Source organism: Chryseobacterium ginsenosidimutans (genome assembly GCF_039536845.1).
GTDB lineage: Bacteria > Bacteroidota > Bacteroidia > Flavobacteriales > Weeksellaceae > Chryseobacterium > Chryseobacterium ginsenosidimutans_B.
This window is the reverse complement of record NZ_BAAAZJ010000009.1, coordinates 231,009-251,068: the sequence shown is the minus strand read 5'-3', so window position 1 is coordinate 251,068 and position 20,060 is coordinate 231,009. Positions and strand designations below refer to the sequence as shown.

Below are 20,060 nucleotides of genomic sequence, written 5' to 3'. Positions count from 1 at the left end.
CCGAAAATTTAATATTTTGTATAAAATTTACAGATTCATAAACAACTTCGGATTTACCGGAGTATTGTTTTTGTGTACTTCATAATGAAGATGAGGTCCTGTAGAACGTCCTGAATTGCCAGATTTTGCAATCACCTGACCCACTTTTATCTTATCATTCACTTTAGCAACCAATTGAGATAAATGCCCGTAAAGTGTTGCCAAACCATTTCCGTGAGAAACGATCACACAGTTTCCGTATCCGCCTTTCTGACCTGAGAAAATTACGGTTCCTGCAGCAGTGGCAATCACATCAGAACCAAAAGGAACTGCAATATCCAGTCCTTTATGGAATTGCATTTGATCGGCTTCCGCGGGTGCATTATTTTTTTCGGTAGGCTTATTTGAGGTATTGTTTGCGACAGATTTTGATGTTGTAGAAGATGTTATAGCCGAAGCGGGAGCAGCTGAACTTGCAACTTTTGGTGTTACCATTACTTTTACCTGTCTTTTTTCGCCATAGCTGTCTGTAACTTCGATAATTCTTTCTACCGGTTCAGCTTTTACTTCAGGAGCGGCTGCAACAGCTGTTGGTTTTGCTGCATTTCCTGTACCCGGTTTTACAGAAGCAAAAACGGTTTTAAAAGGAATTGGATTTTTTCTGATCCCGAAATTAGATGAAATATACCCTTCCGTCGGCATTCCTAAAGGAACCTGCATCAGCTTTTTTTGAAGATCATTTAAATATTGGCTGTACCTGTTTGCCTGTTTTACCAGATAAATAGAATTTGAAATGCTGTCTTTGCTCAGAATTGTCAGCTTTTCACTTGGAACATCCTTAGATTTAAGGAAAGAATTCAGCTGTGCTACAGTTTGATCTACCAAGGTAAGATCTGTTTTCATTTTTAGATAATCTACACTGTCTTTTTCAGTGTTTATTTTTACAAGGTTCACTTCATAATTTTTGTCATCCTTTGAAGAGTACAACTTTGCAATGAAAATGCCTTGTGCAAAAACGACTAGTAAAAGTACTCCCAGAAGGAGATTTACATTCCTTTTGCTGCTTAGAAAATTCTTCATTTTTCTTCTCTTAGTATAATTACAAAACGGTTTTAAAGGTGCAAATTTAAATTAAAAATAAACTTTATGAGATATTTTTAACAAAAAATTAGTTATTTCTGTAATTAACGGTTAATTAAACATTTAATTGTGTTGAAGTGTTAATTTTATCTAAAAATGGGCTTTATCATGTATTGTAAGGCTTTGTTAAATCTTTGTTTTAATATATTTGCAGTTCACATTTCTATTATGGCTAAAAATAAAACGAATACAGAATCGAATCCGAAAAAAAGCAAAAATGATGTTGCAGTAGGCGTTGTTGGAAGCGGAAGTTTCGCAACTGCAATCGTGAAAATGCTTGTTGAAAACTGCAAAACAGTACATTGGTGTGTCAGAAGTGAATTTGTAAAAGGAGCAATAGAGCTTCGCGGGCACAATCCCACTTACCTTACAGCCGTTAATTTTAACCTTAAAAGCCTAAAGCTCACAACAGATATCAACGAATTGGTTTCTGCCTGCGATATTATCGTCTTGGCAACTCCGTCCATTTATCTTTCAGATACTTTGGAGAAGATGACTTGTGATTATAAAGACAAAGTTTTTGTTTCTGCGATCAAAGGGATCATCCCAAAAGTGAATGATGTGGTGGCGCATTATTTAAGAGACGAATTTAAAATAGGTTTTAGAAATCAGGCGGTAATTGCAGGACCTTGTCACGCAGAAGAGGTTGCCATGGAAAGACTTTCTTATCTTACAGTCGCGGCAGTTGAGGAAGAAACAGCTCAGAAATTAGTTGATATTTTCAATTCTGATTTTATTAAAATGCACTCAAGCAAAGATATTTTAGGAAATGAATACAGTGCGATTCTTAAAAATATTTTTGCGATCGGAGCCGGAATTGCAAGCGGTTTAGGGTATGGAGATAACTTCACTGCCGTATTTGTGTCAAATGCAATCCGTGAAATGGAAACTTTTTTGGAAGCCATTTATGAAGCACCAAGAGATGTTAATGAGAGTGCATATCTAGGCGATTTATTGGTTACGGCGTATTCATTATTTTCAAGAAACAGAAACTTAGGAAACCTTATTGGAAAAGGGTATACGGTGAAATCGGCAATCCAGTCTATGAATATGATTGCGGAAGGATATTACGCAGCAGATTCCATTTATAAAACTTCAAAAGAAAAAGGTTTAAAGCTTCCGATTGTAGATACGATTTACGGAATATTATACGAAGGAAAAAATGCAGAAAAGCAGTTCAGAAAGTTAACGACTAAATTGAATTAATCTCATCATAATAAAATAATGCTTCGACAGGCTCAGCATGACATTGCTAAAAAACAGTTAGTATTAGAAATGTCATGCTGAGCCTGTCGAAGCATCTTTCTTAATAATCTTAAAATCTTGATTAAACTCTTAATGGTTTAAATTCAATTTTAAATCACTCTCTCAATCAATCAAAATCGATAATTTCCATCACATTTTTCAGCTTAATCAAAACTTTAAATTTGACTAAAATTTAACCTGTTAAAATCGTTAAACAGGTTCTTTTTCTTAAAACTTTTACCGAAATTTGATATAAAATTTAGATTTATGTCACAACTTATAAGCAGAACGCCGAAACCAAAATACGACGTAGTTCTAATAGGTGGCGGAATTATGAGTGCCACTTTAGCTACATTATTACATGAATTTGATCCTAACCTCGAGATCGCGATTTTCGAAAGACTGGGCAGGTTTGCAAAAGAAAGTACAGCAGCCTGGAATAATGCAGGAACAGGTCATTCAGCGTTTTGTGAGCTTAATTATACTCCCGAAAAACCGGATGGAACCATTGAGATTTCAAAGGCAGAAAATATCGCCGAACAGTTTGAAATTTCAAAACAATTCTGGTCTTATTTAGTAGCAAAAGGGTATATTCAGGAGCCGAAAGATTTTATTAATTCCTGTCCGCACATGAGTTTGGTTTTCGGTGAAAAAGATGCCGAATATTTAAAAAAACGCCATAATAAAATGTCTGAATCCGTTTTATTTAAAGGAATGGAATTCTCTGCAGATCATGAAAAACTAAAAGAATGGATTCCTTTAGTGATGAGCAAAAGAAATCAGTCTGAAATAATGGCTGCAACCAAAATGGATTTGGGAACAGATGTGAATTTCGGAACTCTGACAAGAAAAATGGGAAGACATTTGCTGGAAGATTCTAATGTTGAAGTTTTCCTGTACCATGAAGTGAAAGATATCGATCCAAAAGAAGACGGAACCTGGGAAATGAAGGTGAAAGATAGAATTCACAATCATAAACAGGAAGTTGAGGCAGATTTTGTATTCATCGGGGCGGGAGGTTATGCATTGCCGTTATTAGACAGTTCGGATATCAAAGAAAGTGAAGGGTATGGAGGTTTTCCGGTTTCCGGGCAATGGCTGGTTACTCACAATCAGGAATTGGTGGCAAAACATCAGGCAAAAGTGTATACGCAGGCTACAGTTGATGCTCCTCCAATGTCAGTTCCACATTTGGATTTAAGAATTATTGATGGTGAAAAAGCACTTCTTTTCGGTCCTTTTGCAGGATTTTCTACAAAATTTTTAAAAGAAGGAAGCTATCTCGATTTACCGGAAAGTGTGAATACAAAAAATTTAAGATCTCTTTTCGGAGCTTGGTGGCACAATATTCCTTTAACGAAATATCTGATTCAGCAGGTTGCGATGACAAAATCCCAAAGAATGCAACATTTAAGGGAGTTTATCAAAGATGCAAAAGAAGAGGATTGGGAATTAAAAGTTGCCGGACAGAGGGTACAGGTCATCAAAAAAGATGAAAAAGACGGTGGAAAATTAGAATTCGGGACAGAAGTTGTTGTGAATAAAAAAGGAACAATTGCTTCATTATTAGGAGCTTCGCCGGGAGCTTCAACAGCGGTTTACGCAATGCTTAATGTTCTTGAAAAATGTTTTCCTGAAAAACTTCACGGAGAATGGAAAGACAAACTGTTGGAAATGATTCCTTCTTATGGTCAAAAACTGGCAGATCATCCTGAGCTTACAGAGAAAGTAAGAAATTATTCAAAGGAAAAGCTAGAACTTGATTATTAAACATAATTTATGAACATTGGGTAATGAGTAATATTAGATTATCTTTGTGAATTACTTATTACCCATTTTTATTCTTCATTATTAAGTTAATATGTCGGAAACAATAGCAAAACCTGTCATCGTAAAAGAACTTCTTGAGTCTCTTCAAACCAAAATTGAGGAGGAAAAACAGGTTATTGTACATTGTTGTTTCCCGGCATCTCCGTTTTTGGGAAATCTGATCAGAATCTGGCATTCAACATATCTTTTTGATAATCAGTCGGATCACAAAAGCCGATTAATTCATGCTGAAAATATTAGCATATCTCCTAACTGGACTCCTGTTCCTTTTATGAGAGATTTTTGGTTTACATTGGTCTTTTCCGGACTTCCAAGAGATTGTAAAAGTTTTGATTTAAAGGAAGTTATTCCAGAAGAAGGAGGCTTTTTCGTAGAATCGATTAAAAGAAATTCATCAGACGTTTATCGCGTGAAAATTTCCGAATCTTACTAAATATAATCAAACGTATTGGATAATTTTTTAATTGCAAAAAGTTAAAAATCCATCGTTTTAACCTTATTTTTAAAATCAATGAAAAAATATATATTCATCTTTTTACTATTGCCTTTAATGATCTTTTCACAAAAGATTTCTAAAGAAAAATCAGAAGGGAAAAAATTTCAGAAAGAACTGAACGAAGAATATTTAAATCCTAAAGAAACGCCTTTACGCGGGGATAATTTCACGAATTTTAAAGCGCATCCTTTCTTTCCGATTAATTCAAAATATAGAGTGACAGCAAAGGTTGTAAAAACAGAAAACGCAGAACCATTCGAATTACCGACATCTTCCGGAAAAACGAAATCTTACAAAGAATACGGTAAAGCGACTTTTGAATTGGACGGAAACTCTTATACTTTAACGTTGTATCAAAGTTTAGCTTTAATCAAACAGAAGAAATATAAAGATTATTTATTTCTGCCTTTTCGTGATGCAACCAATGAGAAAGAAACATACGGCGGAGGAAAATATATGGATTTAACAATTCCAAAAGGCAATACGATCGTTCTGGATTTCAACAAATCTTATCAGCCTTACTGTGCTTACAATGCGTACGATTATAATTGCCCGATTGTTCCGGAGGAAAATAAATTACCGGTTGAAATTCGTGCAGGAGTAATGTATGAGGATATTTATCATCATTGATTTATGATTAGCTTACAATTTTTCACAAAAGAAGATTTATCTGAAGTCAATTATACTTTAGATGAAATTCAGATTCAGTATACATCAACAGCGGAGATGGCTTTGCAAAGAATTAAAGAAAGAGATGATCAGAAAGCATTTCCCATAACGATTTTTGATAATGAAAAACCTGTTGGTTTTTTTGTGCTGGATTTTGGAGATGATAAATTTGACCTGACAGACAATCCAAACTCAACTTTACTTCGATCATTATCCATAAATCCGGAATTACAGGGAAAAGGAATAGGAAAAGCTGCAATGCTTGAAATCGATGATTTTATTAGACAAAACTTCAAAACTTGTGATGAAATCGTTCTTGCTGTAAATCAAAATAACATTTCCGCGTATGAATTATACTTAAAAGTCGGATATTTCTACGATGGGAAAACAAGAGTTGGCAGAAGCGGACCGCAATATTTAATGTACAAAAAATTGTAAAGCAGATTATCTTAAAATACATTAACAATTCAATAGAAACGGGCTTTAGCCCGTTTACAAAATAGAAATTAAAAAGGCTTTAGCCAAAATTTACAAAACATCAAACTTTAAGAAATTTTTAATTAAAATTTTAATGTTTGGCGTGATACTTTCAGTTAAATTTGAGTAACATCAAATAATAAAACATGGAAATATCACTTCGTAATCAGGTTGCAGTAGTTACTGGAGCCTCCAGCGGAATAGGTTCGGGAATCGCAAAATCATTAGCTTCAGCAGGAGCTACAATCATTGTTAATCACTCTTCTGAAAGATCTACAGACGAAGCAGAAGCCGTTTTAAAAGAAATTACTGATGCAGGAGGAAACGGAATTACCTATCAATGTGATGTTTCCAAGGAAGATCAGGTTGTTAAAATGTTTCAGGACGTCGTCTCACAATTCGGGACGGTTGATATTCTCATCAATAACGCAGGGGTTCAGAAAGACTCAAAATTCACAGAAATGACACTTGATCAATGGAATACTGTCATCGGAATCAATCTTACAGGTCAGTTTCTCTGCGCACGGGAAGCCATCAAAGAATTTCTCCGTCGCGGAATTGATACTTCACGTTCCGTTGCCTGCGGAAAAATCATTCATATCAGTTCGGTTCACGAGATCATTCCTTGGGCGGGTCATGCCAATTATGCTTCAAGCAAAGGAGCGATCAGAATGTTGATGCAGACTTTGGCTCAGGAATACGGAGCAGATAAAATTCGCGTGAATTCTATTTGTCCGGGAGCGATTCAAACGCCAATCAACAAAAACGCTTGGAGCACTCCGGAAGCTTTAGATTCATTGTTGAAATTAATTCCTTACAACAGAATCGGGCAACCACAGGATATTGGGAATTTGGCAGCTTTTATAGCAAGTGATTTGGCAGATTACATTACCGGAACGAGTATTTTTGTCGATGGCGGAATGACAACCTTCGAAAGTTTTTCCACAGGCGGATAATTTTTGGGCGCACATTTCCGGCTTTCACTACTCGCTTTTTTGTGCCTTAGCATTTTCCTTGGCTTACAAAAATAGCTCAGACATGCCGTTCAATCCGGGGCGCGGTCAGTCGTTATTTCAACAACAATTGTTTCATTAAATTTTATTTCAAAATGAATTCCGAAAAAGAAAGATTATCAGACGTTACTTGGAAAAAATGGGGATCTTACGTCAGCAACCGCGAATGGGGATTGGTGCGTGAAGATTACAGCGAAAACGGTGACGCCTGGAATTATACAACCCACGACATTGCCGAAGCAAAAGCTTATCGTTGGGGCGAAGAAGGAATTTGCGGAATTTGTGATGATCTCCAAAAGTTAATTTTTTCCGTCGGCTTTTGGAATAAAAAAGATAAAATGGTGAAAGAGCGTTTCTTTGGCTTAACGAACGGACAGGGAAATCACGGCGAAGATGTAAAAGAATATTTTTATTACTTAGATTCCACGCCGACACATTCTTACATGAAGATGTTGTACAAATATCCTCAGAATGCTTTTCCTTATGAAGATCTGATAAAAACAAATGCAGAAAAAAGCAAACAAGACCCTGAATACGAACTGATTGATACCGGAATTTTCGACAAAAACGAATATTTCGATATCTTTATAGAATATGCCAAAGAAAGCCAGAATGATATTTTAGTAAAACTGACCATCGTCAACAAATCTGAAACGGAAGCTCCGTTGATTATTCTACCAACAATTTGGTTCAGAAATACATGGAATTGGGGATATGACGATTATAAACCTCAGATGAATTCTGAAGAATCAAATTCTATTAAAATCAATCATAAAGATTTAGAGATAAAAAATTTATACGCAAAACAATCTGAAAAAGTTCTGTTTTGTGATAACGAAACCAATAACGAAAAGCTCTATCAATCTCCGAAAGAATCAAAATACTGCAAAGACGGAATCAATGATTTTGTAATTAATGGAAATTCTCAATCTGTCAATCCAAAAGATTTTGGGACAAAGGCATCCTTTTTTATTGACGAAAATTTTAAACCAAAAGAAACAAAAATATTCGAATTCAGACTTTCTGATAAAGATTTAAAACAGCCTTTTAAAGATTTTGATGAAATTTTTAATTCCAGACAGAAAGAAGCTGACGAATTTTACGGAGAAATACAGGAAGGAATAAAAACCGATGATGAAAAATTAGTTCAGAGACAGGCTTTTGCCGGAATGCTCTGGAACAAAATGTTTTATCATTACAATGTCGAAAAATGGCTTAAAGGTGATCCTGCAGAAATAAAGCCTTCAAAATCGCGCGAAAAAATACGAAATTATGAATGGAAACACCTGAACAATTACCATATTATTTCAATGCCCGATAAATGGGAATATCCTTGGTATGCGACTTGGGATCTTGCTTTTCACACGATAAGTTTTTCATTAATTGATCCCGATTTTGCAAAGCATCAGCTAAAATTGTTCCTTTTCGAATGGTATATGCATCCAAACGGGCAGCTTCCGGCTTATGAATGGAATTTGAGTGATGTAAACCCTCCGGTTCACGCCTGGGCGGTTTTCAGGGTTTTTAAAATCGATGAATATTTAAACAACAAACCAGATATTGAGTTTCTGGAAAGTGCTTTTCAAAAACTGCTGATGAATTTTACATGGTGGGTCAACAAAAAAGATAACAACGGAAATAATATTTTTGAAGGCGGATTTTTAGGACTCGATAATATCGGTGTTTTCGACAGAAATCTGCCTCTTCCGAATGGCGAACATTTAGAACAGTCAGACGGAACGAGCTGGATGGCAATGTTTTCTCTGAATATGATGAGAATTGCCTTAGAATTGGCTCTTTATAATAAAGTGTATGAAGAAATGGCAATGAAGTTTTTTGAACATTTCCTTGCAATCGCCAACTCTCTCGACAATATGGGTGATGAATGTTTCAGTCTTTGGGACGAGGAAGACGAATTCTTCTATGATGCCCTTTCCTCAAGCGACGGAAATCATATGTATCTGAAACTGAGAACGGCTGTTGGATTAATTCCGATGTTTGCGGTCGAGGTGATCGATGATGAAATGATTGAAAAATTACCTAATTTCAAAAAAAGAATGAAATGGGTGCTGGAAAATAAACCTGAACTGGCTGCCTTGGTTTCGCACTGGGAAGTAAAAGGTGAAGATTCTAAACATTTACTTTCACTTTTGCGTGGTCATCGTTTAAAAAGACTGTTAAGCCGAATGCTTGATCCGGAGCAGTTTTTGAGTGATTTTGGAGTCCGTGCTTTGTCGAAAGAATACGAAAAAAATCCGTATCAATTAAATTTAAACGGAACAGATTACCTAGTAAAATATACTCCTGCGGAAAGTGATAGCGGGCTTTTTGGAGGAAACAGCAATTGGCGCGGTCCGATCTGGTTTCCGATTAATTTTTTAATTATTGAAAGTCTGCAACGGTTTTTCTTTTATTACAGTCCGGATTTTATGGTAGAATATCCTACAGGAAGCGGGAATTATTCAAATTTAGATGAGATTGCTGATGCTTTAAGTAAAAGATTATCCAAAATATTTTTAAAGGATGAAAATGGGAATCGCCCTGTCAACGGACAGTATCCGAGATTTCAGGCTGATCCTGATTTTAAAGATTATGTTCCATTCTATGAATATTTTCATGGTGACAGCGGACGTGGAGTAGGAGCATCTCATCAAACAGGATGGACGGGTTTGATTGCAAAAATTCTTCAGCCAAGATTTACGAAAAAAGAGATGGCAGAATCGGAAACAGAAATGCCGGATGAAGCGAAATAATTTTCATTAAAAACTACTCAAATATCTGCTGTATCACTTCCAATGAGGCTGGAATTTTAAAATCTGTAATATGATAATGATAATACACCAAAAGACTGTCTAAAAAATCTTTCCGGAACGTTGAATGAACTTTTATCAGATACGGATTTTCGATTGAAAGAATGGCTTTCCAGAGAGTTGAAATTTCTTCCGTGAAAATTTGATGAGTGAGATGAGGTGAAAAAGTTCCGGTTTCGGGATCAAGATAATTCCCTTCATTAATTAATGGTGCAACTCCCTGAATTTTTAAAATTTTAATTAAAAATATTAAATGCGACTGGTAATTTTGGTTTTCCAGTTCATCAATAAACTCTTCAAGGCAAAAGAAAATATTGTGATTTTTGTTCTCATGCCTTAAGTTTTGGTTCAAAAAATCTGAAACGAAGAAAACAACAGAATTACATCTGATATCACTGTAAATATCATTGCTTTTTACCATCTCAAATCTTGAAATGGTTTGTATTCCGTTTCCTTTTAATGGATTTAAAGAAAAATTAAGCTTACTCAACGGGAGAAGCAGGGCTTTTTTCTTATTTCTTTTGGCATAAATACCTTTTAAAAAGTAAGACTGAAAGCCATCTTCTTCTGTGAAACAATGCAAAACTGCATCATTTTCTCCGTACTTTATGTATGATAATAGAAATCCGTTTTGTGAATTCATTAATTAACCACAGCTATCTTTGCAGTAGCTTTGTCAGAGCCGTCTTCGTTCGTCATTAATACAAAGTAAATCCCTGAAGCTACTCTTTTTCCTCGTTGATTATTAAGATCCCATTCATAATATCCCCCTCTTGCCACAGCAGAATGAACCACATTTCCTGTTGCATCTGCAATTCTGATATTGGTAACTTCTGCTAATCCTTTAATGGTAACTTTCCCTTTGAAATTAGAATAAACTACAGGATTTGGATAAACTAAAACGTTTCCGAAATCCGAAGTTACATCTGAAACATCACCTTGATATGTCACAATTCCGTCATAAGAAACGAAATAAACTTTTCCTGTTTTTCTGTCAACTTTGATGTCTGTAATGCTGTTTGTAGGAAGCGGGGAATTTTCTTTTGTAAAATGCCTGATGGTTTGCTGTCCATCTGCAGACAGATAATAAACACCGCCGCCGTCTATAGAGACCCACTTGTGATCTCCTGCATCTACTTCAATCTGCAGAATTTGAGAATCTCTGAAAAGTTCTTCACCAAGACCGTTTTGTTCTATGATAATTGGTTCAACAGTTGCGTTTGCAGGTGTTTTAATAGCTGAAACTGCATTAGGTAAAATTCTCAATCCTACATCTCCGCCAATCCATGCATCACCGGATTTATCAATCGCTACTGAAATAGAGCCCCCGGAATTGCTTGCAAAACCATTAGATTGGCTAAGAATATATTCTTTATCATCAGATGTATTCACTGTCTTATTAGGATCATATGCTATAAAACCATTAACCCTCGGAATGGGAATCCATAATAATCCCTCATAATACAATGCTTTTTGCGCGGCTCCAAAACTTGAGGTTGTATTTTTTATAAGAAAATCATCAGTTGCTCTATCAAAGGCTCCTATCGCAGTGAAAGGCCCCTGTGCAGCACCATCCCCGGAAAATGCTATTGCCGCAAACATATTATTAGAATCATCAAAAGTAAGACCTACGGCACGCCTCGTGAAAATATCAGTAGTTCCTAAGTCGTAATTTTTTGTGAATGTAAAATCTTTGCTGCCCGCATTATATTTCATTTTATAAATGCCGCGACCTGAAGCAAGAGTGTAATTGGTAAAGAAAATATCATCAGGATTTACAGGATCTGATACGACATCCAGTATGTTGAATCGTGTAGTATTTCCTATAAAATAAGAAGGATAAATCCATTCCATTCCATTAAAATAATAGAAGCCCGGATTTTTTGGATTTATAACTGCAGTATTAAACCTGTTTTCTCTTCCTCCAGTGGAAACTAATACCTGATTTTCTCCATATAAACTTATTTTGTAAGCATAATTAAAATAAGGTCCGTCCGGTTTAAAAGAATTGCTGGCTTCATTTTTTATCCCTGATAGAATTGTTCCGCCATAAACACTGCTTCCAGCTGTTGTTGCCGTATTACATTCTTCTCCGAAACTGACAGTATTATTGAAATTTCCATTGGTGTTGAATGTATAAACTCTGTTGAGATCAGTTACAATAATATTGGTATTGTTCACCACTACATCGTGAACATTGGTGAATGACTGTGAAAGTGCAATCGGAGTTCCTCCGTTATATAAATAACCTGTTGTTGCCGATGAAAAACTTAAAACTCCTTCCGAATCAATATGTTTAAATAAACCAGCCATTTCAGTAGTCCATGTTGTGAAAACTGGGAAAGTGATATTCATGTCATGGCTTTTTAACCCTGTATTGGTTACAGAATATACCTTGTTACCAAAAATTGTAGCTTCGTTACTTGCTTCATAAATTCCCCCTGATAAGAAAAATGCAGAATCTTTAAACTCTTTCTTTTTAAGATCAAAAATAGAAACTCCATATCCTACAGAAATAACGGCAAGATCTCCTGTAATGGAGATATGATTAATTTTTTTACTTCCGTTATAGCCTGTTGCAATCGGGATATCCACCACATATTTTACTCCATCCGGAGAAATCACGTCCAACGAACCGTTTTGGTATCCTACCAGTCCGATTTTATTTTGAGGATTATAATCGAAAGCCGAAATTTTTACTTCGTGCAAGCCATTTGCCTTAGACAGCTTGGTAATTTCTCCTGTAGAAATTGTATAATAGAATATCCCGTTTTCTGCGGCTGCAACTATTTTTCCATTGTCTTCTTTCATGGCAAGAACGTTGTTGTAAGAAAACAGATCTGCCCATTTTTTTGAAGAAATAGTTTGTGCATTTGCTACTTGCAGGGATGCCAAAATACCAAGAGAAATTAAAGAGAGTTTTTTCATGCTTATGCTATTATACTGCTGTCAATTACCTGATTGTTCCAGGAAATATGTTTTACGTTTTTATTTGAGTCGAAAAAGAAATCTATTCTGCCTAAAAGAAGACCAGCCCAACCAACCTGGTTTACCAAAACATTTTTACCTTGTCTGTTGGTAAAAGTCTGTGGTTCCGGCAAGAAAGTATGCGTGTGTCCGCCTAAAATGATGTCAATATTTTCTGTTTTAGCAGCTAAAATTTTATCACTTACTTTATTTGGTTCGTCTTTGTAATCGTAGCCGATATGTGAAAGGCATATTACAAGATCACATTTTTGATCGTTTTTAAGGAAATTTGAATAATGTTGAGCAACATCGATCGGATCAGAATATACCGTTTCTCCATATTGCTTTTTACCAACCAATCCGTCTAACTGAATTCCTACTCCGAAAATCCCGACTTTGATTCCGTTTTTGTTGAAAATCTTGTATTGAGACGTTTTTCCGTCAAGAATTGTATTTTTAAAATCATAATTTGAACAGATAAAAGGAAACTGCGCATTCGGCAAAACCTTTAAAAATCCGTCTAAACTATTATCAAAATCATGATTTCCCATGGTTGAAGCATCATACTTCATCATGGACATTAATTTAAATTCCAGTTCACCTCCGAAAAAGTTAAAATAAGGAGTTCCCTGAAAAATATCACCTGAATCAAGAAGTAAAACATTACTTTCCTGATTTCTGATTTGTTGAATTAAACTTGCCCTTCTTGCAAAACCTCCCTGATTGGGATTTTTAGAATAACTTTCGTCAAAAGGCTCTATTCTGCTGTGTTGATCGTTGGTATGAAGAATCGTCAGTTTGTTTGCGGATTTTAGGTCAAGAATTTTTAATTCTTCCGCCATCATCATATTCGGAGCTAAAGCCATTGCTAAAGTTCCGCCACCTATTGCTTTTAAAAAACTTTTTCTATCCATTACTTCTTACCGATAAAATTTAAACGAACATCTGTATTTGTCACAACTTCAGGATTCTTCTTAAAATAATCAATGAAAAGATCTCTTAATTTAATTCCTGTTGAGATTGATTCTCCTTTTGCAAAGAATTTCATATTGTCACCACCCAAAGCCAAGTAATCAGACGTTGCGATGTAATAATCCTGTGTTGGATTTACCGCTTTTCCGTTGATTAAGGTCTTGGTTACTTGTCCGTTATTGGTTTCAATGTATAAATGAGAAACAGGATTATTTACCTGATGTTTTGCATAATAATCAAAAAGTCCCTGTAAATCTGATCCTTTCATTTTTACGATAATCACTTCATTTTCAAAAGGCATTACTTCAAACACACTTTTCAGCCAAATATCACCTTTTCCGATCGTTGTACGGATTCCCCCGATATTGATCAACGCAGCATCGATATTTTTTTGAAGATTTGCTTTCGTCCATTCATTAGCTCCATCGAATGTATAATCTGCTAAAAGATTGCCCAAATTGCTATTGTCCCCCTGTTTTGTAAGATCAACATTGGTGTGGGAGATCTTCTGATTCATCTCTTTATCCAATTTTTGCTTATATGGCTCAATAATTTTTACAAACTCCTCATCATTCTTTAGCTCATTATTAATAGAAATATTTTTCTGAGTCTTCACATTCGCCACCTGCAGCGACGAAGCCGTCTTACAAGCAGAAAGTGTAGCCAGAGCAATTCCCAGTAACAAGAATTTATTTTTCATATGTTGTAAATTAATTGTTTAAAGGTCATATGTAATCGCCAATTCTTATTGTGCTTTTATACACAACTTTGGTCACGTCGATGCCATAATATCTTTTAGTATATGCAAATATAATTATATGTATAATAAAACATTATTAATTATTAGAAATTCTTACCGTAAATTATTAAATTTGGCAAAAATAATTTTAACAGATGAGCATTTTAAAAGGAGTAGGTGTTGCTTTGGTGACGCCCTTTAATGAAGATTTATCCGTTGATTTCGATAGTTTAACAAAACTTGTTGACTATAATATCGAGAACGGAACCAATTATTTAGTTGTTTTGGGAACTACGGCAGAGGCTGCAACGCTTTCTGACGAGGAGAAGAAACAGGTGGTAAATCATATCATTAAGGTGAATAATAAACGCTTGCCCTTGGTGTTGGGAATTGGTGGGAATAATACGCTTGAAGTTAAAAAACAAATTGAAGAAGCAGACTTATCTGAATTTGAAGCGGTACTTTCTGTGTCTCCATATTACAATAAACCTAATCAGGAAGGTCTTTACCAACATTATAAAGCATTGGCTTCTACAGGAAAAAATATCATTATTTATAACGTTCCTTCAAGAACCGGACAAAACGTTGAAGCGGAAACGACTTTACGTTTGGCAAATGAATTCCCTAATTTATTCTTAATTAAAGAAGCTTCACCGAATATTCTTCAGTATTTCGATATTTTAAGAAAAAAACCGGAAGGCTTTTCTTTAGTTTCAGGTGATGATGAATTTACACTTCCTGTAACTTTAGCAGGTGGCGATGGCGTAATTTCTGTAATCGGACAAGGTTATCCTAAAGAATTTTCTACAATGGTTCAGTTGGCTTTTGATGGAAAAGTGAAAGAAGCTTACGAAATCCACAACAAATTAGTCGAAATTACAAGATTGATTTTTGCTGAAGGAAATCCTTGCGGAATTAAAGTTATTCTAACAGAAAAAGGAATTATTAAAAATTATTTAAGACTTCCTCTTGTTGCTGCTTCAGAAGGATTGTATGCTAAAATTAAAGCTGAAATGGCAAAAATTTAATAATTAGCAATTAATAATAGATAAAGTGGAAAACCAATGGTTTTTCACTTTTTTTTAACCATAAAAATTAAGATATGGAGTTTATAAAAGCTACAGAAAACGATATTCCGTTGATTCAGGATTTAGCGAGAAGATCCTGGGAGAATGCTTATTCAGAAATACTTTCCAGCGAACAAATGGAATATATGTTATCAACAATGTATTCAGCTGAGGAAATTGGAAGTCATTTACATCAGCCAAATTATCAGTATTATTTAATTAAAGATGAAAAGAATGATTCTTTTGAAGGATTTATAGGATATGAAACCCAATATGAAGAAGCAACCACGAAACTTCACAGAATTTATCTGGTTCCGGAAAGTAAAGGAAAGGGTTTTGGAAAAGGAGCATTGGAGTTTTTAAATAAAAAGGTAAAAGAAAGTGGAGACAGAAGAATTATTTTAAATGTAAATAAATATAATTCTGCAAAAAAATTCTATGAATCACAGGGTTATAGTGTATATGATGAAGGAGTTTTTGATATTGGAAATAATTTTGTAATGGATGATTATTTAATGGAATTTTTAATTCACAAATAAATGACTTAAAATTCTATAACATTTTAACGTAATTCTATAAAAGGTGATGTATTTTTTTTCTGCATCTTTGCAATAGAACCAAATCACTTCAATATAATAACATTCATATGCTTGGTCTTAAGCTATTTTAGCTTTTTATCAGTATATTTTTTTTCATCCTTAGTGTTTAAATTCCTGTATTCATCAATGCAGGGATTTTTTGTTTATATGTTTTGAATAGAGAATTTATACTATTTCACATATAATTGAAATAAAAAAATTATATTTACATAAACATTAAAGACATTATAATAATAGGATGAAAATGTATGTAAAATTTGATTTCAATACACTTTGTAAGAAGATATTGGATGAAAAGCTTAAAGAACAGGGCTTAAAATATCGGCTGCTGAACGTTGGAGAAGTAGAGTTTTATGAATCTTTTACGGAGGAACAGCATAAAACTTTTAAGAAAAACCTTGAAGATTACGGAATTGAAATTATCGAGAGCCAGAAAACGGCTTTAGTACAAAAAATCAAGGATGCGATTGTGGAACTGGTTTTTTCTAATGAAATTATCCCGGTAAAAGCCTCGATTTACATTGCCGAAAAACTGAATCATAGCTATGGTTATCTGTCTAATCTTTTTTCGGAAGTTACTTACACTTCAATTGAAAATTTTATTATTATTCAAAAAATTGAGCATGCAAAAGAATTGATGATCAGTAAAAAGCAAAATCTTACTGAAATTGCCCACCGGCTGAATTATTCAAGCGTTGCACATTTAAGTACTCAGTTTAAAAATACAACAGGAATTACACCTTCCCAGTTTCAAAAAATTATCATGATGAGGAGGAAAATCCGACATTTGGATCAGCAATATCGTAAGGTTGTATGAATAAAGAATATCTTAATGTGATCTTGGCAGATTGCGATGAAGGCATCCATGTACTTTTTAAAAATATCTTTCAGGAATTGAAAATGGGGATCAAAGTCCGGACATTTTTTAATGGTGAAGATCTAATGAATTATCTTAACGACAAAGAAGCAATTATCCCGGAAATTCTATTTATGAACTATGATATTCCCACAAAAAATAGTCTGGAATGCTTGGTAGAGATTAAATCCGATTTCAGGTTTGATCATATGGTTACTGCGATTTATTCGGATCGTCTTTCTGCTGAAGAAGAAGAGAAAGTTTTTGTAAAAGAAGCAAATATTTTCATGAAACAGCCTGATAACTATAAAGATCTGAAAAAAGTGCTCACCGAAATAATGACAGTTAATTGGCAATATCATACATCAGGACTGAATAAAAATAATTTTATCATGAAAGTGTGAAAAAAAGTTAATTATCTATTTTGGGATTGAAATTAATGTTTTATATTTGTAAGGTAATACTCACATAAGGGTGATAATTAACATTTAAAATAGAACTAATTTTTACTAGGTATATTTTTTTAAATGCAAGATTAGGAACACAGATTTATTATATAAAAAAGACAATAAATGAAAAGAAAATAATTGTTTCAAATGAGAAATTAGATTATATAAAATCACAATGTTAGTTTAACAAAATGAATTATACCATTTCCAATTAGAAAGCGCAGAAGATCTTTAAACAAAACGGTACAATCATGAAAACTCAAAAAGTAGCCTGAGGATATTATATTCGTTTCATTAAAAAAAATCCTTTGGCGAAATCTCAGTTAGTTTTTATAATAAACAAGTTGGAAACATAATTCATTTTGTTTTTGCTTTATTTTAAAGCTTAAGACTCAAATAATATTTATAGATATTTTCAAAACACCACATCAAATCACAAAATATTAAGCGAAAAATTAAAGTAAATTATTTTAACGAAGCAAAGTAATTTTCTTCAAAATAACAGTTTTATAAGGGGGAACCGCGTGAAGATTAAATTCTTTTCGCGGTTTTTTTATGAAATTTTACTCCATTTATTTTTTCCGTTATAATTTCTCAGATAGTAATTTTTAATAATAAGATTTTCCGGTCTGGAAAGTAAAGGATCGGCTTCAAGTATTTTTTCTACTGTATTTTTGGTTGTTTTAATGATTGCTGCGTCATTTACAAGGTCAAGTCTTTTAAAATCTACCACACCGCTTTGCTGTGTCCCCAAAATGTCTCCGGGACCACGAAGCTGCATATCGACTTCTGAAATTTTAAATCCGTCATTTGTCTCAACCATTGTTTTGATGCGGGTTCTGCTGTCGCTGGACAATTTATCGGAAGTCATCAGAATACAATAGCTCTGCTCTGCACCACGACCTACACGACCACGAAGCTGATGAAGTTGAGACAATCCGAATCTTTCTGCACTTTCAATTACCATTACAGAAGCATTCGGAACATTTACACCGACTTCAATTACCGTTGTAGCCACCATAATTTCTGCTTTTCCGGAAGCAAAATAGTTCATTGCGGCATCTTTTTCATCAGGTTTCATTTTTCCATGAAGCATAGTAACGTTGTAATGAGTGAAATTTTCCATTACATGTTCAAGTCCTTCCATTAAATTTTTATAATCTAATGTTTCGGATTCTTCAATTAAAGGATAAACAAAATAAACCTGTCGACCTTTCTGGATTTCTTCTCTGCAAAAATTATAAACATAAGCCCTGTCTTTTTCTCTTCTGTGAGCCGTAATAATTGGTTTTCTCCCGACCGGCATTTCATCAATTACAGAAACATCAAGATCAGAATAAAAACTCATTGCCAAAGTCCTTGGAATAGGAGTGGCAGTCATTACCAGAATATGCGGCGGAATTTTATTTTTTGCCCAAAGTTTAGCTCTCTGCGCAACCCCAAATCTGTGTTGTTCATCGATAATGGCTAAACCAAGGTTTTTAAACTTAACTTTATCCTCCAAAATAGCATGAGTTCCCACCAAAATAGAAAGTTCTCCATTTTCGAGTTCTTCGTGAATGATTTTGCGTTCAGATTTTTTAGTAGAACCTGTAAGAATCCGGACGTTGACTTCGGTATCTTTTAATAAATCTTTGATGCCGTTATAATGCTGCTGTGCAAGAATTTCTGTGGGAGCCATCAAGCAGCTTTGGAAACCGTTATCTTTCGCGATAAGCATCGTCAATAGAGCCACCATTGTCTTTCCTGAGCCAACATCTCCCTGCAACAGGCGGTTCATCTGGATCGGTCGCTTCATATCCAGACGGATTTCTTTTAAAACTCTTTTTTGAGCACCCGTTAAATCAAACGGAAGATGATGATTATAGAAATCATTAAAAAAATCGCCAACAACGGGGAACGGATTTCCAGCTGTATGACTTTTATGGTGAAGCTTTTTTAAAGCATATCCTAACTGGAAAAAGAAAGATTCTTCAAATTTTAACCGATAATTTGCCCTCTCAAAATGTTCCATATCTTTTGGAAAATGTACATTGAGATAAGTATGTTGTCTTGATAAAAATTTAAAGGCTTTCATCAGATAATCCGGGAAATTTTCATGAAGAAGATTCGGGATTTCTTTGCAGATATTTCTTAAAACAGTTTGAAAAAATCTTTGGTTTAAGCCTCTTTTGGTTAATTTTTCAGAACTCGGATAAATTGGTTTTAAGCGATTTTCTGTGTCCTTTTTCTCCTCAACTTCTATTTCCGGATGCGGCATAGAAAATTGATTATTAAACACATTGATCTTCCCGAAAATATAAACTTCCTGATTGATCGGAAGCTGTTCTTTCAGCCATTTTGAATACTGAAACCAGACAAGATCCATTGTTCCTGTATCATCATTGAATTTGGCAGAAAGTCGTTTTGTTTTTCCTGTCTGCAGCTCCTGAACACTCGTTATTTTTCCTTTCAACTGAACATCAGTCGTGACATCTCGAAGTTGAGAAACCTTATGTACTTTACTTTTATCCAGATAACGGAGAGGAAAAAAGTTCAGAAGATCTTCCACTGTAGAAATTCCCAACACACTTTTGATGAGTTTGGCTTTTTCGGGACCGATTCCCTTGACGTATTCTATGGATGTTTCTAAAGTCATTATTCGGTTTTCGGGATACAGGCTTCGAACTTTTGATCTATGTTGTAGGTGAAAAAATAAAAGTCCGAATTTCGGGAAAATAAAAAAGACTTCCAAAAAAATTGAAAGTCTCCC

At 34.5% G+C, this 20,060-nt stretch carries 17 protein-coding genes; 11 read left to right on the top strand and 6 right to left on the bottom strand.

Translation table 11 applies throughout. The features are described 5' to 3' along the window. Nucleotides 1–27: 27 nt before the first annotated feature. A complete protein-coding gene (locus ABD745_RS11185) occupies nucleotides 28–1,059 on the bottom strand; it encodes a M23 family metallopeptidase (protein ID WP_344829542.1) in 1,032 nt (343 codons plus the stop codon). Between the two features lie 228 nt (nucleotides 1,060–1,287). Between ABD745_RS11185 and ABD745_RS11180 the strand changes: the two genes are divergently transcribed. The 7 genes from ABD745_RS11180 (at nucleotide 1,288) to ABD745_RS11150 (ending at nucleotide 9,602) form a co-directional block, all read left to right on the top strand. After that, complete coding sequence (locus ABD745_RS11180; protein WP_344829535.1) at nucleotides 1,288–2,325, top strand: NAD(P)H-dependent glycerol-3-phosphate dehydrogenase; 1,038 nt, start codon at nucleotides 1,288–1,290, stop codon at nucleotides 2,323–2,325. 306 nt (nucleotides 2,326–2,631) lie between these two features. Continuing rightward, nucleotides 2,632–4,134: a malate dehydrogenase (quinone) gene (mqo, locus tag ABD745_RS11175; protein ID WP_344829528.1), complete on the top strand. Its 1,503-nt coding sequence runs from the start codon at nucleotides 2,632–2,634 to the stop codon at nucleotides 4,132–4,134. Nucleotides 4,135–4,225: 91 nt separating this feature from the next. Continuing rightward, entirely contained in the window at nucleotides 4,226–4,627 is a 402-nt protein-coding gene (locus tag ABD745_RS11170) for a hypothetical protein (protein ID WP_344829520.1), read from the top strand. Between the two features lie 78 nt (nucleotides 4,628–4,705). Next, the gene (locus ABD745_RS11165; protein WP_344829513.1) at nucleotides 4,706–5,320 is read left to right on the top strand and encodes a DUF1684 domain-containing protein; all 615 of its coding nucleotides are present in this window, start codon (nucleotides 4,706–4,708) and stop codon (nucleotides 5,318–5,320) included. Between the two features lie 3 nt (nucleotides 5,321–5,323). After that, nucleotides 5,324–5,797: a GNAT family N-acetyltransferase gene (locus ABD745_RS11160; protein ID WP_344829505.1), complete on the top strand. Its 474-nt coding sequence runs from the start codon at nucleotides 5,324–5,326 to the stop codon at nucleotides 5,795–5,797. A 185-nt stretch (nucleotides 5,798–5,982) separates the two neighbouring features. Then, nucleotides 5,983–6,792, top strand: a complete 810-nt coding sequence (locus tag ABD745_RS11155) for a glucose 1-dehydrogenase (protein WP_344829497.1) — start codon at nucleotides 5,983–5,985, stop codon at nucleotides 6,790–6,792. 152 nt (nucleotides 6,793–6,944) lie between these two features. Continuing rightward, nucleotides 6,945–9,602 (top strand): MGH1-like glycoside hydrolase domain-containing protein, encoded by a 2,658-nt coding sequence (locus ABD745_RS11150; protein ID WP_344829487.1) that lies wholly within the window; start codon nucleotides 6,945–6,947, stop codon nucleotides 9,600–9,602. A gap of 13 nt (nucleotides 9,603–9,615) precedes the next feature. On the opposite strand, the gene recO is transcribed toward ABD745_RS11150, so the two are convergent. The 4 genes from recO to ABD745_RS11130 are packed head-to-tail and all read right to left on the bottom strand — an operon-like array spanning nucleotide 9,616 to nucleotide 14,298. After that, on the bottom strand, nucleotides 9,616–10,302 hold the full coding sequence (gene recO, locus ABD745_RS11145) for a DNA repair protein RecO (protein WP_344829479.1): 687 nt from the start codon (nucleotides 10,300–10,302) through the stop codon (nucleotides 9,616–9,618). After that, the gene (gene porZ / locus ABD745_RS11140; RefSeq protein ID WP_344829472.1) at nucleotides 10,302–12,587 is read right to left on the bottom strand and encodes a type IX secretion system anionic LPS delivery protein PorZ; all 2,286 of its coding nucleotides are present in this window, start codon (nucleotides 12,585–12,587) and stop codon (nucleotides 10,302–10,304) included. The genes recO and porZ overlap by 1 nt, the downstream gene beginning before the upstream one ends. 2 nt (nucleotides 12,588–12,589) lie before the next feature. After that, a complete protein-coding gene (locus ABD745_RS11135; RefSeq protein ID WP_344829451.1) occupies nucleotides 12,590–13,540 on the bottom strand; it encodes a bifunctional metallophosphatase/5'-nucleotidase in 951 nt (316 codons plus the stop codon). Next, on the bottom strand, nucleotides 13,540–14,298 hold the full coding sequence (locus ABD745_RS11130) for a 5'-nucleotidase C-terminal domain-containing protein (protein ID WP_344829442.1): 759 nt from the start codon (nucleotides 14,296–14,298) through the stop codon (nucleotides 13,540–13,542). The genes ABD745_RS11135 and ABD745_RS11130 overlap by 1 nt, the downstream gene beginning before the upstream one ends. Nucleotides 14,299–14,492: 194 nt before the next feature. On the opposite strand from ABD745_RS11130, the gene dapA reads away from it, so the two are divergent. The 4 genes from dapA (at nucleotide 14,493) to ABD745_RS11110 (ending at nucleotide 17,263) form a co-directional block, all read left to right on the top strand. Next, on the top strand, nucleotides 14,493–15,365 hold the full coding sequence (dapA, locus tag ABD745_RS11125; RefSeq protein WP_344829431.1) for a 4-hydroxy-tetrahydrodipicolinate synthase: 873 nt from the start codon (nucleotides 14,493–14,495) through the stop codon (nucleotides 15,363–15,365). Nucleotides 15,366–15,439: 74 nt separating this feature from the next. Further along, nucleotides 15,440–15,943 carry a GNAT family N-acetyltransferase gene (locus ABD745_RS11120; protein WP_344829422.1) on the top strand — a complete coding sequence of 168 codons (504 nt, stop codon included), beginning with the start codon at nucleotides 15,440–15,442 and terminating at the stop codon, nucleotides 15,941–15,943. 298 nt (nucleotides 15,944–16,241) lie between these two features. Beyond that, nucleotides 16,242–16,820, top strand: a complete 579-nt coding sequence (locus ABD745_RS11115) for a helix-turn-helix domain-containing protein (protein ID WP_344829414.1) — start codon at nucleotides 16,242–16,244, stop codon at nucleotides 16,818–16,820. Then, complete coding sequence (locus ABD745_RS11110; RefSeq protein ID WP_344829408.1) at nucleotides 16,817–17,263, top strand: response regulator; 447 nt, start codon at nucleotides 16,817–16,819, stop codon at nucleotides 17,261–17,263. The genes ABD745_RS11115 and ABD745_RS11110 overlap by 4 nt, the downstream gene beginning before the upstream one ends. Before the next feature lie 598 nt (nucleotides 17,264–17,861). Here the strand turns inward: ABD745_RS11110 and recG are convergent. Then, on the bottom strand, nucleotides 17,862–19,949 hold the full coding sequence (recG, locus tag ABD745_RS11105; protein WP_344830066.1) for an ATP-dependent DNA helicase RecG: 2,088 nt from the start codon (nucleotides 19,947–19,949) through the stop codon (nucleotides 17,862–17,864). Nucleotides 19,950–20,060: the final 111 nt, after the last annotated feature.

What these genes read in the sequence shown, in the direction of transcription:
- ABD745_RS11185 (WP_344829542.1), bottom strand. Translation starts at nt 1,059, where the DNA reads ATGAAGAATTTTCTAAGCAGCAAAAGGAATGTAAATCTCCTTCTGGGA.
- ABD745_RS11180 (WP_344829535.1), top strand. Translation starts at nt 1,288, where the DNA reads ATGGCTAAAAATAAAACGAATACAGAATCGAATCCGAAAAAAAGCAAA.
- mqo (WP_344829528.1), top strand. Translation starts at nt 2,632, where the DNA reads ATGTCACAACTTATAAGCAGAACGCCGAAACCAAAATACGACGTAGTT.
- ABD745_RS11170 (WP_344829520.1), top strand. Translation starts at nt 4,226, where the DNA reads ATGTCGGAAACAATAGCAAAACCTGTCATCGTAAAAGAACTTCTTGAG.
- ABD745_RS11165 (WP_344829513.1), top strand. Translation starts at nt 4,706, where the DNA reads ATGAAAAAATATATATTCATCTTTTTACTATTGCCTTTAATGATCTTT.
- ABD745_RS11160 (WP_344829505.1), top strand. Translation starts at nt 5,324, where the DNA reads ATGATTAGCTTACAATTTTTCACAAAAGAAGATTTATCTGAAGTCAAT.
- ABD745_RS11155 (WP_344829497.1), top strand. Translation starts at nt 5,983, where the DNA reads ATGGAAATATCACTTCGTAATCAGGTTGCAGTAGTTACTGGAGCCTCC.
- ABD745_RS11150 (WP_344829487.1), top strand. Translation starts at nt 6,945, where the DNA reads ATGAATTCCGAAAAAGAAAGATTATCAGACGTTACTTGGAAAAAATGG.
- recO (WP_344829479.1), bottom strand. Translation starts at nt 10,302, where the DNA reads ATGAATTCACAAAACGGATTTCTATTATCATACATAAAGTACGGAGAA.
- porZ (WP_344829472.1), bottom strand. Translation starts at nt 12,587, where the DNA reads ATGAAAAAACTCTCTTTAATTTCTCTTGGTATTTTGGCATCCCTGCAA.
- ABD745_RS11135 (WP_344829451.1), bottom strand. Translation starts at nt 13,540, where the DNA reads ATGGATAGAAAAAGTTTTTTAAAAGCAATAGGTGGCGGAACTTTAGCA.
- ABD745_RS11130 (WP_344829442.1), bottom strand. Translation starts at nt 14,298, where the DNA reads ATGAAAAATAAATTCTTGTTACTGGGAATTGCTCTGGCTACACTTTCT.
- dapA (WP_344829431.1), top strand. Translation starts at nt 14,493, where the DNA reads ATGAGCATTTTAAAAGGAGTAGGTGTTGCTTTGGTGACGCCCTTTAAT.
- ABD745_RS11120 (WP_344829422.1), top strand. Translation starts at nt 15,440, where the DNA reads ATGGAGTTTATAAAAGCTACAGAAAACGATATTCCGTTGATTCAGGAT.
- ABD745_RS11115 (WP_344829414.1), top strand. Translation starts at nt 16,242, where the DNA reads ATGAAAATGTATGTAAAATTTGATTTCAATACACTTTGTAAGAAGATA.
- ABD745_RS11110 (WP_344829408.1), top strand. Translation starts at nt 16,817, where the DNA reads ATGAATAAAGAATATCTTAATGTGATCTTGGCAGATTGCGATGAAGGC.